Origin of the sequence: Frankia sp. AgB1.9 (assembly GCF_016786355.1) — a bacterium.
In the GTDB taxonomy this organism is placed as follows: Bacteria; Actinomycetota; Actinomycetes; order Frankiales; family Frankiaceae; genus Pseudofrankia.
Genome location: NZ_JADWYX010000097.1, coordinates 1 through 13,620 on the forward strand (window position 1 = coordinate 1; position 13,620 = coordinate 13,620).

Consider the following 13,620-nt stretch of genomic DNA (forward strand, 5'->3'; position numbering starts at 1 on the left):
GGGCGCGCCCCCGGCGGCCGCCCCCGCCCCCCCGGGGGGGCCGCGCGGGGGGGGGGCGCGCCGCCCCGGCTACGCGAAGCCTCGTGGTCGGGGCGGCTTGGAGAAGGGGATGGACAAAGGAAGCAGAACACGAGCCGCCCGGTACCGAGGGGCACCGGGCGGCTCGTCAAGCAGATCTTCTTAGCCCAGGCGGGAGGCGACCAGGGCGGTGAGGTCGACGAGGCGGTTGGAGTAGCCCCACTCGTTGTCGTACCAGCCGACGACCTTGACCTGGGGGCCCCAGGACATCGTCAGGAGCGAGTCGAAGGTGCAGGACGCGGGGGTGCCGACGATGTCGGAGGACACGATCGGGTCCTCGGTGTAGACCAGGTAGCCCTTCAGCGGGCCCTCGGCCGCCGCCAGGTAGGCCGCGTTGATCTCTTCCTTGCTCGCCGACGTCTTCAGGTTGACGACCAGGTCGGTGACCGAGCCGTCGAGCACCGGGACCCGCATCGACAGGCCGTCGAGCTTGCCCTTGAGCTGCGGCAGCACCAGCGACGTCGCCTTCGCGGCGCCGGTGGAGGTCGGGATGATGTTCTGCGCGGCGGCGCGGGCCCGGCGCAGGTCGCTGTGCGGGAAGTCCAGGATGACCTGGTCGTTGGTGTAGGCGTGGATCGTGGTCATGAAGCCACGCTCGATGCCGAACGCCTCGTCGAGGACCTTGGCCAGCGGGGCCACGCAGTTCGTCGTGCAGGACGCGTTGGACAGCACGTGCTGCGTCGCCGGGTCGTAGGCGTCGTCGTTCACGCCCATGACGACGGTCAGGTCCTCGCCCTTGGCCGGGGCCGAGATGATGACCTTCTTGGCGCCGGCGGCCAGGTGCTTGGCGGCCGAGTCGCGGTCGGTGAAGCGGCCGGTCGACTCGATGACGATGTCGACGCCCAGCTCGCCCCAGGGCAGCTCGGCCGGGTCCCGCTCGGCCAGCACCTTGATCGTGGTGTCGCCCACCTGGATGCCGCCGTCGGTGACGCTGACCGTCTCGGCCAGCGTTCCGAGGGTCGTGTCGTACTTCAGCAGGTGGGCCAGCGTCTTGTTGTTGGTGAGGTCGTTGACGGCGACCACCTCGAGCCCTGCCTGCTTGCTCGCCGCCAGCGCCCGCCAGAAGTTCCGGCCAATCCGGCCGAAACCGTTGACTCCTACTCGCGTAGCCACGTCCGCGGACTCCCTACCTCATGTGCCGACGTCATCTTCCGTTGCAGGCACAGAGCCTAACGACTTTGGCCGCCCGCAGCCCCCTTCGCCTCGCAACGCGGCCGATTCCGCGGGGTGTCCCGGACCACACGCACCGTCGTCCGCACCCGGCCGACCAGGCACGACAGCGCCGCGGGCCGAGGCCGACGAGCAAATCCGGCGCATTGCCGGTTATGCGTTCTCCAGGAGTTCTGGGGAGACGCTGGCTTCGGTGTTGGGGATGCCGAGGGAGTTGGCGCGCTTGTCGGCGAGGGCGAGCAGACGGCGGATCCGGCCGGCGACGGCGTCCTTGGTCAGCGGCGGGTCTGCCAGGGCACCAAGCTCCTCCAGCGACGCCTGCGCGTGCTGCAGCCGCAGCCGGCCGGCGGCCAGCAGGTGCTCCGGCGCGTCGTCGCCGAGGATCCGCATCGCGGCCTGCACCCGTGCGCCGGCGGCGACGGCCGCCCGCGCCGAGCGACGCAGGTTCGCGTCGTCGAAGTTCGCCAGCCGGTTGGCGGTCGCCCGGACCTCGCGGCGCATCCGCCGCTCCTCCCAGGCCAGCAGGCTGTCGTGCGCGCCGATCCTGGTCAGCAGCGCGCTGATCGCGTCGCCGTCCCGGATCACCACCCGGTCGACGCCACGGACGTCGCGGCTCTTGGCCTGGACGCCGAGCCGGCGGGCCGCGCCGACCAGCGCCAACGCCGCCTCCGGGCCGGGCGACGTCACCTCCAGCGAGCAGGAGCGGCCGGGCTCGGTGAGCGAGCCGTGCGCGAGGAACGCGCCCCGCCAGGCCGCCGCCGCGTCGCAGGCCGAGCCGGTGACGACCTGCGGCGGCAGGCCGCGGACCGGCCGGCCGCGCTGGTCGAGCAGGCCGGTCGACCGGGCGAGCTGCTCGCCGTCGCGCTCGACCCGCACGATGTAGCGGACCGAGCGACGCAGGCCGCCGGCCGCGAGCACCGCGATCGTCGACGGGAAGCTGAAGACCTCGGCGATCTCCCGGCGCAGCCGGCGCGCCGTCGCCCCGGTGTCCAGCTCCGCCTCGACGACGATCCGGCCGCCGACGATGTGCAGGCCGCCGCCGAACCGCAGCAGTGCCGCCATCTCCGCGCGCCGGCAGCAGGGTTTCGCGACCCGCAGCCGGCTGAGCTCGTCCTTCACGGTGGCCGTCATCGCCGCCACGCCGATCACTCCTTGGGATCGCGGGCTGTTACCCGCGGGTCGGGGGGTCCCGGGGTACCTGCTGAACCGGCGCCGGGAGTGCGGCCAGACCGGCGAAGCCGGTCGGGCAGTCCGGTGATCCAGGAGGTCCGCTGCGCGGCCGGGCCAGGCCCGCGGGGGGTCGGTGAGGAATCAGTGGTCAGGTTCGCCCGCGCCGCCGGCACGTCGGCCGGCGCCGCCTCGGCCGGTACTGCCTCGGCCGGTACTGCCTCGGCCGGTACTGCCTCGGCCGGTACTGCCTCGGCCAAGGCGAACGGGTCCTCGCGGTAGGCCGCGAAGACGCCCTCGAAGGCCGCCGCGAGAAGCACCGGATCGTGCGTGCCGGGTGCCTCGGGCGCGCGCACCGGCGCCAGGTGCAGCCTCGCGCCCAGCTCCGCGGCGGCCGCCGCGAGCTCCGCCGGGTCCGGGACGGCCGCCGGGTCCGCGAGGACCACGTCGACGGTCAGGCCGGGGGCGTGCCGAGCGAGCACCCGCAGGTGCGCCTCGGGGGTGAAGCCCTCGGTCTCCCCCGCCTGCGCGACCAGGTTGAGCACGAGCAGCCGGCGCGCGGCGGCGCCGGTGATCGTCTTGTGCATCTCGGGGACGAGGAGATGCGGAAGCATGCTGGTGTAGAGCGAGCCCGGGCCGAGAATCAGCCAGTCCGCCGCCTCGACGGCGGCGCAGGCCGGCGCGCAGGCCCGCGGCTCGGCCGGCTCGACCCAGACCTCGCAGACCGCGCCCGCGGTGGACGCGACCGCCACCTGGCCGCGGACCAGCCGGGTCGCGGCCGGGTCGGCCGGGTCCAGGCCGGCGACCTCGGCCACGATGTCGATGCCGTCCTCCGAGAGCGGCAGCACCCGGCCGTGCACCCCGAGCAGCTGGGCGGCGAGCTCCAGCGCGGCCACCGGGGAGCCGACGTGCTCGGCGAGCGCCGCCAGCACGAGGTTGCCGACGGCGTGCCCGGCCAGCGGGCCGTCCCCCTCGAAGCGGCGCTGGAACAGCTCGGTCCAGGATCGCGACCACGGGTCGGGGCCGGCCAGCGCCGCGAGCGCCATCCGCAGGTCGCCCGGCGGGAGCGCGCCCAGCTCGGCGCGCAGCCGGCCCGACGAGCCGCCGTCGTCGCCGACGGTGACGACGGCGGTGAGCCGATCGGTGAGCCGCCGCAGCGCCGCGAGCGAGGCCGCCAGGCCGTGCCCGCCGCCGAAGGCGACGACGGCCGGGCCGTGGTCGGCCCAGGCGGATACGGGACCCGGCCAGCCGGCCGCCCCGTCCCGACCGGCGGCGGCGGCGGCGGGGTCACGGTCGTCAGCGCGACCGTGGTCGGCGGAGTTCGGCACCGGCGTCACTCCCGACCCAGGTCACGGTGCACGACCTGGACACCGACGCCGGTCGCGGCCAGCCGGGCGCCGAGCTCCTCGGCGACGGCCACGCTGCGGTGACGCCCGCCGGTGCAGCCGACGGCCAGCGTCAGGTACCGCTTGCCCTCGCGCAGGTAGCCGTCGCCGACCAGCCGCAGCAGCTCGGCGTACCGGTCGATGAAGTCCTGGGCCCCCGGCTGGTCGAGAACGTAGTCGCGGACCTGCGGGTCCCGGCCGGTGAACGGCCGCAGCGCCTCGACCCAGTGCGGGTTGGCCAGGAACCGGCAGTCGGCGACCAGGTCCGCGTCCAGCGGCAGGCCGTAGCGGTAGCCGAACGAGACGACGGTGGCGTTGAGCCGGTTGCCGCCCGGCTGGCCGAACGCCGCGTCGATCTTCGATCGCAGCTCGTGGACGTTGAGGTCGGTGGTGTCGAGCACCAGGTCGGCCTCGCCCCTCAGCTCGGCGAGCTGGGTCCGCTCCCGGCTGATCCCGTCGACGACCCGGTCCGCGCCCTGCAGCGGGTGCGGCCGGCGGACGTGGTCGAACCGGCGGATCAGCGCGTCGTCGCTCGCCTCCAGGAACAGCACCCGCGGCCGCATCCCGCCGGCGTCGAGCGCGTCGATCGCCGCCCGCAGATCGGCGAAGAACGCCCCGCCGCGGACGTCGACGACGACGGCGATCCGGCTCACGCCGCCGCCGGAGCGACGGCCGAGCTCGGCCATCGTCGAGAGCAGCGCGGGCGGCAGGTTGTCGACGACGAACCAGCCGAGGTCCTCCAGGCACTTGGCCGCGGTGCTGCGGCCGGCCCCCGACAGTCCGGTGATGATCGCGAGATCCAGCGTCGAGGCACTGGTCGCGGTGCTGGTCATGACGTGTTCCCCCTTGTCACCGCGTGTTCTCCATTGGTTCTGGAAGCCCCGTCGACTCTGGAGGCCCCGTCCACCGGGCCGGAACCGGCGGCCGCGCCGGTGGGCGCCGGCGCTCCCGCATCCGGAACCGACGCTCTGCTCCCCGTAGACGTTGCCTTCCCGGCCGATTTCGGCCGCCCGGCCGCGGTCGGGCGCCGCTCGGCGGGACCTCCCGGTGCCGTGGGCGGCGCCGCTCCGGACGGCGTCTCGAGGATCTCGCCGGTCAGCGGGTCGACGGCGGGTGCCGGCGCGCCGGGGGCGCCCGGCCCGCTCGTCGCCAACGCGGCCACGATCGCCGCGGCGGTCCGCGGACCGATCCCCGGCACGGTCGAGATCTCCTCCGCGCTCGCCGCCCGTAGCTTCGCCACCGAGCCGAACGTCTTCAGCAGCGCCTTGCGCCGGGTGTCGCCGAGCCCGGGGACGCCGTCCAACAGCGACGACGTCATCGAGGCCGACCGCTTCTGCCGGTGGAAGGTGATCGCGAACCGGTGCGCCTCGTCGCGGACCCGCTGCAGCAGGTAGAGCGCCTCACTGGTCCGCGGCAGGATGACCGGGTCCGGGTCGTCCGGCAGCCACACCTCTTCCAGCCGCTTGGCCAGTCCGCAGAGCGCGACGCCACCGGGCCCCGCGTCGATCCCCAGGTCGGCCAGCGCCCTGGCCGCCGCGGCGACCTGCGGCGGGCCGCCGTCGACGACGACGAGGTTCGGCGGGTAGGCGAACCGGCGCGGCCTGCCGTCGACGACCAGCGGCTCGGGGCCGATCGGCGCCTCGGCTTCCGCCGCCGCGTCGGCACTCCCGTCCGCGGGCGCGTCCTGGTCGGTGCCGGGCAGCTCCCCGGTGCGGGACAGCTCGGCCAGGTACCGGGAGAATCGGCGGCTGACGGTCTCGTACATGCTCGCCGTGTCGTCCTGCTCGTTCCCGTCCCGGCGCGCGGCGCCCCGGATGGTGAACCGGCGGTACTCGGACTTGCGGGCGATGCCGTCCTCGAAGACCACCATGCTGGCGACGACGTCCTGGCCCTGGGTGTGCGAGACGTCGAAGCACTCGATCCGCAGCGGAGCCTCGGCGAGGCCGAGCGTCTCCTGCAGCTCGGCAAGCGCCAGGCTGCGGGCGGTCAGGTCACTGGCCCGCTTCGTGCGGTGCAGGACGAGCGCCTGCTTGGCGTTGCGCTCGACCGTCTCCATCAGGGTGCGCTTGTCGCCCCGCTGCGGTACCCGCACCTCGACCCGCCCGCCGCGGTACCGGGCGAGCAGCTCGCTGACGGCGTCGGAGTCGGTGGGCAGCTCGGGGACGAGCACCTCGCGGGGGATGTCCGCGTGCCGGCCGCCCACGCCACGCACGGCGTCCGGCGCGGCGGCGGCCCGCGACGGGCGGCCGCGGCGGAGCACGTCGGCGGCGTCCTCGGCGGCGGCCGCCTCGACTTGCGGAGCCGCCGCCCCGGGGCCCGGACGGCCCGGGTCCAGGTCGCCGAGCTCGACGTCGCCCAGGTCCTTGTCGCCCAAATACTCCTGGGTGAGGAACTGCTCGACCAGGTCGGCGGTGCTGACGTCGGCGAGCTTGTCTACGACCCAGCCGCGCTGGCCGCGGACCCGGCCGCCGCGCACGTAGAAGACCTGGACGGCCGCCTCCAGCTCGTCCTGCGCGAAGGCCACGACGTCGGCGTCGGTGCCGTCCGCCAGCACGACGGCCTGCTTCTCCATCGCCCGGCGCAGCGCGCCGGCGTCGTCGCGCAGCCGGGCCGCCCGCTCGTAGTCCTGGGCGTCGGCGGCCGTACGCATCTCGTCTTCCAGCCGGCGCAGGAACCGGCCGGTCTGGCCCGCCATGAAGTCGCAGAAGTCCTCGACGATCTGACGGTGCTCGTCCGGAGTGACCCGCCCGACGCAGGGCGCGCTGCAGCGGTCGATGTAGCCCAGCAGGCACGGCCGGCCGACCTGACCGGCCCGCTTGAAGACGCCGGTGGAGCAGGTGCGCGCGGGGAACACCCGCAGCAGCAGGTCCAGCGTCTCGCGGATCGCCCACGCGTGCGCGTACGGCCCGAAGTAGCGCACGCCCTTGCGCTTCGGCCCGCGCATGACCTGGAGCCGCGGGAACTCCTCCTGCAGCGTCACCGCGAGACTCGGATAGCTCTTGTCGTCGCGGTAGCGCACGTTGAAGCGCGGGTCGTACTCCTTGATCCAGGTGTACTCCAGCGCGAGGGCCTCGACCTCGGTGGACACGACGGTCCACTCGACCGAGCTCGCCGTGGTGACCATCGTGCGGGTACGAGGGTGCAGGGCGAAGACGTCGGTGAAGTAGTTGTTGAGGCGGGCGCGCAGGTTCTTGGCCTTGCCGACGTAGAGCACGCGGCCATGGGGGTCCCGGAACCGGTATACGCCCGGGGTCTCGGGAATCGAGCCCGGCGCGGGCCGGTAGGACGCCGGATCAGCCATAGGTCGAGCCTACGGCCGTCAGCGTCACGGTCAGACAGCGCCTGCACGTAACCATTCCATCACGCAGAGCGTTGGCGCTCGTCACGGGGTGCCCCCGAACCGAGGTACTCCGTGTCCTCACCGTGTCCTGTCAGGCACCGGAGTGGTCCGCGAGCCGCCCCGGCGCCACGACCTTTTACCCGGCTGTCACAGCCACGCGGAACCCCTCGCCCCGGGGCTCGGGCCGATTCCCCAGGCAGACAGCCCGGCCGGCCGCGCGCGGCCGGCGGACCCGCCTCGGAAGACGGCGCCTCCGTGCCTGTTTTTCCCTGTCTGTTAGCGGACCCGCCCGCCCGCGAAGGCCTGCCACCCCTTAACCTTGGACGTAGCGTGCTTGCGCGAGTGCGCATCGCGCGTCCGGTCCGAACCTGCCACCGAACCGTCCGCGAACTCGGCAGCACCTGCCAACAGCACCACCTCGTCAGTCCGCACGACCTGCCAACGACACCACCAGCGAGTCGGTACCACCTGCACCACCCGCCACGGCGCCAAGGCCACCTGCGCCGCCGGCGCCAGGCTTCTCCGCAGGACCGCACCTCGACACGACGGCGTGCCAGGCAACGGAGCCGTTCCACGCTCTCCACCTGTTCACCGCAAGCACAGGCGGGCGCACCGGAAGCACCGACCGTTTCCGCGCGCACACGCAGCCGCAGCAGACAGCGAGTCAGCGCCGGCAGTCGCGGGGTCTTCGACACCCCAACTGGCACCTGGGACCCGACGCTGCGACCCTCGACTCAGCAACTCGGAAACTCAGGAGCTGGGAGACAACGGCGCGCCGGCCTGGGTAGGAACACGAGGGAGGGACCCACCCGTGCAGGGTCTGGACGTCACTACCGAGTTCGTTCTCGACGACGCGTCGACGAGCGGTCGGGTCACCGTCCTCGTTGTCACCTGGCGTGCCTGCGACCCGTTGGCGGTCAGCCTCGCCCTCGTGTCCCGCCCGGACCACCCGGCACTGCCGCAGGGCAACTGGGTAGCCCCCCGGGATTCGCTGCGCGCCGGCCTGGACGCACCGACCGGCGACGGCGACGTGCGTTTCACCCCCGCCCCGGGCAACGCCGAGGTCACCCTCGAGCTGACGGACGGCGACCGCCGCTCGACCGTCGTCCTCGAGGCCGAGTCCCTGCGCGCCTTCCTGGAGCGGACCGAGCGGCTCGTCCCCGCCGGCCAGGAGCACCCCGAGCGCGAGCTCGACGCCGTCCTCGACGACCTGCTCCGCGCCTGACCCGCCCGGCAGCGGCGAGGGTGAGTTGGATGACAGACGCGACCGCCCAGGATGCACACGAGGACCGTCGGCCGACCCCGCGCCGAGAGGGCATCGGGTCAAGGCTCACCTGCCTGGGACCGTCCGCCATGCCCGCGTTCGAGGCGGTGACCAGCGCGGCGGTCGTCGCGGTGACCGACGACGGCACGCTGCTGCTCGCGGACCTCGCCCGCGGCGTCGACCTGCCCGGCGGCCACGTCCAGCGCGGTGACGGCTCGCCCGAGCAGACCGCCCGCCGGGAGACGTGGGAGGAGGTCAGGGCCGAGCTGGCCGACCTCGTCCTCGTCGAGGTCGTCGAGTCGGACTACTTCGGGCCCGAGGACCTGACCTACATGCTCATCTACGGGGCCCGGGTCCACCGCCTGCACGCCTGGACGGGCGGCCACGAGTCAGCCGGGCGCGTCCTGCTGCCTCCCGCCGACTTCCTGGCCCGCTACCAGGGGACGCACCCGGACCTCCTGCGCCACCTCGTCTCCACCGCCCTCGCCGCGCTGGCGGCCGGCTAGCCGTCGGGTCGCCGAGGCCCGGGGTGGCGAGTCAGCCGTGCCCGCAGCAGAACGTCGCCCCCATGGGGACCTGGTGATAGACCGCGAAGTAGTCGCTGCGCCGCTCCGGCGAAAGGAAGCCGACGCCCGTCGGGAACGGCGGCGGCAGGGTGATGCTGCGGGCGGTGAAGACCCGGGTGTCCGTTGTGGAATAGACGCCGGTGTACATCACCAGGTCGTCCCGGCCCGGCGCGTAGAACCTTCCGACGCCGAACAGGGCCGTGCCGAGCTCGAGGTTCGTCAGGGGTCCTCCGGCCACGAAACCGGTGCCGTCGCTGAGCATGACCGCGGCGTCGGCGGAGCCGTCCGGCAACTGGCGGACGTCGGCGAAGTCGTCGCGCCCGTCGCCGTCGAAGTCGCCCACCAGGTCCGTCCGGTGGTCCGAGGTCGCCGGCTCCAGCTGGTAACGCAGGAACGGCCCGTCGAAGTACCGGACGAGGCCGGTCCGCGACGTCCAGTACACCCTGCTCGGCGCCACCCACACGTTGCCGGCGGTGTCGAAACCAACGAGGTCGTCCATCCCGTCGCCGTCGACGTCACCCGCCTCGATCGGCGCGCCCGGCACGTAGGCGTTCCACTCCACCGCGGCTCCGAACCCCGCGCCGGTGCTGAGCGCCACCAACGTTCCGCCCCCAGACGACCCGAAATAGGCGATGTCGTCGCGGCCGTCGCCGTTGAAGTCGCCGACGACGTAGTCGGAGCAGCCAAGGCTGTCGCTCCACCGCTCGGCCACACCGAAGGTCCGAACTGCCGGCTGAAGCCGCGGCAGCCGGATGTTCAGCGCCACCCAGATCCCGCTGCCGCAGGTGAAGGTGACGATGTCGTCCCGGCCGTCGCCGTTGAAGTCGCCGACGAGTGGCGTCTCCGTGCCGACCGCGAAGTTGTCATGCCACTTCTCAGCCGGCCCGAACCCGCCACCACCGTTCAGCGCGACCCACACGTCGGCCTCCGGGCCGCGGGTGAAGGTGATCAGGTCGTCGAGCCCGTCACCGTTGAAGTCTCCGCTGCGCCCGGACAGCCACTGGGGCAGGCTGTCGGGTGGCGCGGCCTTCGCCGCGCCACCCGGGATGACAGCCATGGTCGCGGCCAGCAGCAGGACACCCCAGGAGATTAGAGATCGCCGCGGTCGAATCCGCACAACGCCCTCCCTACCGCGCCGGCTTCATCTCTCAGGCGACCGGCTGGCGGACGTACGAGCGGGCGACCTCGATGCCGATGACCTCCGGCAGGCCCGCCGGCTCGGGACCGAGGGCGCGCGCGAGGGCGGGGCCGAGGGTGTTCGCGAAGAATCGGTCGGCATGTGCCTTGGACTCCCAGAGGGCGACGATACGAATCCTGCCGTCAGCCGCCGTGCCGGCGTAACGCGCCACGAGCCCGTCGGGCGTCGGGTCCTGCTGGGCGAACACCGCATCGGCCTGCTCGAGGCTGGCGAACGGCGGCACGGCGACGGTAATCCACTGCATTTCTTTTCCTCCACATTCCCGTTGGGTCCTGAAGGCTCCGCGACCGGAGCCGACAACGGGAAGATTAGGAGGGCCACGCCCGGCCGCCATCCGCCGAACTACTCATCGCGCATACTCACCCGCGCCCGCGGCATCAGCCGGCCGCGCGCACGACCCAGGTGGCGATCTGGCTGCGGGCGCTGAAGCCGAGCTTGGTCAGGATGTGCTGGACGTGGTTCTGCGCGGTGCGCTCCGAGATGACGAGCCGGGCGGCGATCTGGCGGTTGGTCAACCCGTCGGCGACCAGCCGGGCGACCTCCTCCTCCCGCGGGCTGAGCACGCCGGCGCGCAGGTCCCGCGCCGCGCCGTCGCCGAGCTCGCCGACGAGCGCCGCCGTGCGGTCGAGGTACGCCGTCATGCCGAGGGCTCGCGCGACCCGGTCGGCGTCCCGGGCGGCAGCCACGGCTCGCTCCCGGTCGCCGTGCGCGGCGCGGGCGAGCAGCGCGGTGGCCAGGTGGTAACGCGACTCGGCAGCGAAGCCGGGCGCTCCGGCCCGGTCGGCCCGATCCGCGGCGACGGCCAGGTCGTCAACGGCCGTGTCCAGCGAGCCCTCGCCGGCCCGCGCCCCGTCGAGCAGGCCGAGCGCGAGCGCGCCGCGCCCGAGCGCCAGCTCCGTCGGCCCCAGGTAGGCGACCCCGCCGCCGATCACGTGCTCGCCCCGGAACGCCGAGAGCCGGCGGAGCAGCTCCGCGAGCTCGTCGGGCCGGCCGAGCCCCGCGGTGACCAGGCCGGCGGCCGCCAGCACCGCCGACACGTGCCCGGGGAGGACGAAGAACGCCGGCAGCGACCACGAATCGGGGGGGCCGGCCAGCCGGTAGGCGGCCGCCGCGTCCTCCGGGAACCCGGCGAACACGAACAGGACGGCCCGCGTGAGCGGCGCCATGGTCCGGAACCGGGGCGGGCCGTCGAACGGCTCGCGGGCGAACCGCTCGGCGTCCGCGCTCAGGCCGACGTGGCCCGCGAGCGCGCACAGCATGGCCATGTAGGCCCCGCCGGCCGGTGCCGGTTCGACCGCGCGCATCCGGTCGAACCCCCGCCGGGCCGCGGTCTGCGCCTCACCGTAGCGCCCCTGGGTCTGGGCGACGCAGGCGGTGGCCCGGTCCAGGTGCCAGGCGCTGACGGGCCCACCCACCCGCTCGACGGCGGCGCGCAGCCCGGTGAGCTCCTCGGCCGCGGCCGAGGCGAGTCCGCTCTCCAGCAGCGCCTCGATCCGCCACAGCTCGCCCCACATCGCGGACCGGGCGCCGCCTGTCCGCCTGGCCAGAGCGAGCATCTCGCTCGCGATCTCGAGGCGTTCGGCGCGGCCGGCCGGCCCGGGGCAGGCCTCCTGCCGGGCGCGCAGCGCGTCGCCAAGCGCGTGGTCGTCGCCCGACGCGCGGGCCTGCGCGAGCGCCGCGGCGCTCAGGTCGTCCAACCGGTCCTGCGCGCCGCTGTAGAACGCCAGGTGGGCGCGCTGCGCCAGCAGCCGGGCCCGCAGTGCCGACGTCCGGCGCGCCGCCTCGCCGTCCCCGGCCGATCTGGGGACCGGGGAGGCAACCGACGCCGCCAGGCCGGCGAGCGCCTCCTCACATAGCCGGTCGGCGACCGCGTTGACGCCCTGGGCCGGTGCCGCCTCCAGCACCAGCGCCGCTTCGGCGACCAGCTCGGGGCTCCCAGCCGCCCGCCCAGCCTCGGCCGCGAGCGTCGCCGCGTCGACGCAGCCCGCCAGGTCGCCGGCCAGGTAGGCGGCCCTGCCGAGTACGACCAGCAGTCGGCATCGTTCGGCGCCGGCGATCGCGCCCCGGTCGAACGCCAGCGCGGCCCGGTAGAGCCGGACGCCCTCCGCGTAGGCGAGCCGGCGCACCGCCTCCTCGGCTGCCCGCGCCGACCAGGCCCGCGCCGTCGCCGCCTCCGCCGGGCCATACGGGGCGAGCTGCGCCCAGTGCCGCGCGATGTCGGAAAGATGGTCGGAGAGGTCGTCCGCGAACCGGTCCGCGAGCACGGACGCGGTCGCGCGGTGCAGGGCGGCCGTCGCCGCGCCGGCGAGCGATGCCTCGACGGCGTCCCTGGTCAGCGCGTGGGTGAACTGGAACTCGCCCGCGCCCAGCCGGTCGAGCAGGCCGTGCCCGACCCCCTCGTCCGCAAGCGTCAGGCACTCGTCGACGGGCTCGGCGAGCACTGCGGCGACCAGCCCGATCCCGAAGCGCCGCCCGACGATGGCTGCCGCCTGCACCAGCTGCCGGCAGCCGGGGCCGACCCGTTCGAGCCGGGCGGCGACGACGTCGAGCACGCTGCGCGGCGGCCGGTCCGGCCGCCAGGTCCCGTCGGCGACCGCCCGCCCGATCTCCCGCACGAACAGCGGGTTCCCGGCCGTGACCCCGAGCACCACCCGCGCCGTCTCGTCTGCGCCAGGTGGCCGGTCGCTGCCGGGCTCGACGGGCGGACTGGGCGCGGGCGCGGGCGCGTCAGGCAGCTGCGGGTCGGCCATCCGCCGTAGCTGGTCTCGGACCTCGGCCAGGTCGAACCCACGCAGGTCCAGGCGCGCCGCGGCCGGCGAACGCAGCAGGTCCGGCAGCACCCTGGCCAGCACGCCGGAAGGCTCCCGGTCCCGGAACGCGGCGAAGACGACCAGCGCGGCATCGGCGACCTGGTCCGCGAGATGACGAAGAACGAGCAGCGACGGCTCATCGGCCCAGTGGATGTCGTCGAGGATGACCACCAGGCCTCGCTGCGCGGCGACGGTGCCGATGGCGTCGGCCACCCCGTCGAACACCCTGAACCGATCCTCGGGCGCCGCTTCGCCGCCCGGACCAGCGGAACCACCGGCAAGCACCGAATCCGGGTCGACGCCGAGCGAACGCAGTGCCTGCCGCCACGGCCAGAACGCCGGCGCCCCGGCGGCCTCGACGCAACGCCCCCACGCGACCGCGCAGCCGTCGGCCAGCGCCATGCCGGCGAACTCCCGCGCCAGCCGCGTCTTCCCGATCCCCGGCTCGCCCGCGCACAGCACCAGCCGTCCGGCCCCGCCCCGCGCCTCGTCCAGCCACCCGCGCAGGGCCGCGACCTCCCGCCCGCGCCCGACCAGACCGTCCGCAGGCAGCACGCCACCGCGCCGCGGTCCCGCCTCTTCGTCCACCCAGTCAGAATCCCGCGCCGACCACTACCCGGAAAGCACCACCCGCCGACCGGT

General features: G+C 74.3%; 10 protein-coding genes. 2 read left to right on the top strand and 8 right to left on the bottom strand.

The window, feature by feature from the left end; translation table 11 throughout:
- Positions 1 to 180: 180 nt before the first annotated feature.
- The 5 genes from gap to uvrC form a co-directional block, all read right to left on the bottom strand.
- Positions 181 to 1,191, bottom strand: a complete 1,011-nt coding sequence (gap, locus tag I6A60_RS29915; RefSeq protein ID WP_203017136.1) for a type I glyceraldehyde-3-phosphate dehydrogenase — start codon at positions 1,189 to 1,191, stop codon at positions 181 to 183.
- Positions 1,192 to 1,401: 210 nt separating this feature from the next.
- Positions 1,402 to 2,379, bottom strand: coding sequence for a DNA-binding protein WhiA (whiA, locus tag I6A60_RS29920; RefSeq protein ID WP_198318858.1), 978 nt, complete (start codon positions 2,377 to 2,379; stop codon positions 1,402 to 1,404).
- Positions 2,380 to 2,393: 14 nt separating this feature from the next.
- Positions 2,394 to 3,743, bottom strand: coding sequence for a uridine diphosphate-N-acetylglucosamine-binding protein YvcK (gene yvcK, locus I6A60_RS29925; RefSeq protein WP_203055754.1), 1,350 nt, complete (start codon positions 3,741 to 3,743; stop codon positions 2,394 to 2,396).
- A 5-nt stretch (positions 3,744 to 3,748) separates the two neighbouring features.
- Positions 3,749 to 4,633 carry an RNase adapter RapZ gene (gene rapZ, locus I6A60_RS29930; protein ID WP_203012072.1) on the bottom strand — a complete coding sequence of 295 codons (885 nt, stop codon included), beginning with the start codon at positions 4,631 to 4,633 and terminating at the stop codon, positions 3,749 to 3,751.
- Positions 4,630 to 7,101, bottom strand: a complete 2,472-nt coding sequence (gene uvrC / locus I6A60_RS29935) for an excinuclease ABC subunit UvrC (protein WP_203012071.1) — start codon at positions 7,099 to 7,101, stop codon at positions 4,630 to 4,632. The genes rapZ and uvrC overlap by 4 nt, the downstream gene beginning before the upstream one ends.
- An 850-nt stretch (positions 7,102 to 7,951) precedes the next feature.
- On the opposite strand from uvrC, the gene I6A60_RS29940 reads away from it, so the two are divergent.
- Together I6A60_RS29940 and I6A60_RS29945 are read left to right on the top strand one after the other, a co-directional pair.
- Positions 7,952 to 8,365 (top strand): SsgA family sporulation/cell division regulator, encoded by a 414-nt coding sequence (locus I6A60_RS29940; protein WP_203021141.1) that lies wholly within the window; start codon positions 7,952 to 7,954, stop codon positions 8,363 to 8,365.
- A gap of 29 nt (positions 8,366 to 8,394) precedes the next feature.
- Positions 8,395 to 8,910, top strand: a complete 516-nt coding sequence (locus I6A60_RS29945; RefSeq protein WP_203021139.1) for an NUDIX hydrolase — start codon at positions 8,395 to 8,397, stop codon at positions 8,908 to 8,910.
- A gap of 31 nt (positions 8,911 to 8,941) precedes the next feature.
- On the opposite strand, the gene I6A60_RS29950 is transcribed toward I6A60_RS29945, so the two are convergent.
- The 3 genes from I6A60_RS29950 to I6A60_RS29960 all read right to left on the bottom strand — a co-directional run bounded on the left by I6A60_RS29950 (position 8,942) and on the right by I6A60_RS29960 (position 13,566).
- The gene (locus tag I6A60_RS29950) at positions 8,942 to 10,087 is read right to left on the bottom strand and encodes a VCBS repeat-containing protein (RefSeq protein ID WP_203021137.1); all 1,146 of its coding nucleotides are present in this window, start codon (positions 10,085 to 10,087) and stop codon (positions 8,942 to 8,944) included.
- Positions 10,088 to 10,118: 31 nt separating this feature from the next.
- Positions 10,119 to 10,412, bottom strand: a complete 294-nt coding sequence (locus I6A60_RS29955) for a hypothetical protein (RefSeq protein ID WP_203021135.1) — start codon at positions 10,410 to 10,412, stop codon at positions 10,119 to 10,121.
- Between the two features lie 133 nt (positions 10,413 to 10,545).
- Positions 10,546 to 13,566, bottom strand: coding sequence for a LuxR family transcriptional regulator (locus tag I6A60_RS29960; protein ID WP_203021133.1), 3,021 nt, complete (start codon positions 13,564 to 13,566; stop codon positions 10,546 to 10,548).
- Between the last annotated feature and the right edge of the window lie 54 nt (positions 13,567 to 13,620).

What these genes read in the sequence shown, in the direction of transcription:
- whiA (WP_198318858.1), bottom strand. Translation starts at nt 2,379, where the DNA reads ATGACGGCCACCGTGAAGGACGAGCTCAGCCGGCTGCGGGTCGCGAAA.
- rapZ (WP_203012072.1), bottom strand. Translation starts at nt 4,633, where the DNA reads ATGACCAGCACCGCGACCAGTGCCTCGACGCTGGATCTCGCGATCATC.
- uvrC (WP_203012071.1), bottom strand. Translation starts at nt 7,101, where the DNA reads ATGGCTGATCCGGCGTCCTACCGGCCCGCGCCGGGCTCGATTCCCGAG.
- I6A60_RS29945 (WP_203021139.1), top strand. Translation starts at nt 8,395, where the DNA reads ATGACAGACGCGACCGCCCAGGATGCACACGAGGACCGTCGGCCGACC.
- I6A60_RS29955 (WP_203021135.1), bottom strand. Translation starts at nt 10,412, where the DNA reads ATGCAGTGGATTACCGTCGCCGTGCCGCCGTTCGCCAGCCTCGAGCAG.